Below are 807 nucleotides of genomic sequence, written 5' to 3'. Positions count from 1 at the left end.
GGCGTCTGTTTCGGTTGATCCATGCGAAGGTGCGTTCGACGACCCATCGGCGGGGGTGAACGACGAACCCGGTCTGATCTGCGAACTTACGAACGATCTCGATGGTGATCGAGGTGGCATTGGCGACGCGTTCGCTATTGTATGCGCTGTCGGCGAAGGCATGTTCGACAAAGGGATGCCGGCGGCGCGATTGCTTGAGCAAGGGCACCGCGCCATCGCGGTCCTGGACATCGGCGGGATGGACCAGCAGTTCGAGCGCGCGTCCGTCGGTATCGACCATGGCGTGGCGCTTGCGCCCCATCACCTTCTTGCCGGCGTCGTAGCCGCGTGGCCCACCGGCTTCGGTCGTCTTCACGCTCTGGCTGTCGATAACTCCCGCAGACGGGCACGGCTCCCGACCGCTGCGAACCCGGTCGAGCTGGACGAGGTGATGGTTGATGCTCTCGAAAATGTGACGATCGCGAAACTCCGAAAACCAACGATATACCGTGCGCCACGGCGGAAAACTGTCGGGCAGAAGCCGCCATGGGCAACCCGACCGCAGCACGTAGAAAATCGCCTCGATGACCTGACGCATGGACCAGCGCCGCCGCCGACCCCGGTGTCGAGGCGGTGGCAGATATGGCTCGATTAATCGCCACTCCGCGTCTGTAAGATCACTTCCATAGCGAAGGTGCGCGCGGCTATGCTCCACGCGGGCGGTCGGGTTCCACATCGGTTCTTCCAGATCAGGTGTCGCAACCCTCTGGAATCATACCGGAGCTCGATCGTCCACTATCATTACGCCGCCGTTTCGAGACAGCCTCT

General features: G+C 62.1%; 1 protein-coding gene. It reads right to left on the bottom strand.

Features of this window, described 5'->3' with window-relative positions; all coding sequences use genetic code 11:
- Positions 1–715: IS5 family transposase (locus tag IEV62_RS18110; protein WP_188449991.1), on the bottom strand; the 715-nt coding region annotated here is incomplete at its 3' end.
- Positions 716–807: the final 92 nt, after the last annotated feature.

The organism is Sphingomonas psychrolutea (assembly GCF_014636175.1).
Taxonomy (GTDB): Bacteria; Pseudomonadota; Alphaproteobacteria; order Sphingomonadales; family Sphingomonadaceae; genus Sphingomonas; species Sphingomonas psychrolutea.
This window is presented reverse-complemented; position numbering and strand designations above follow the sequence as displayed.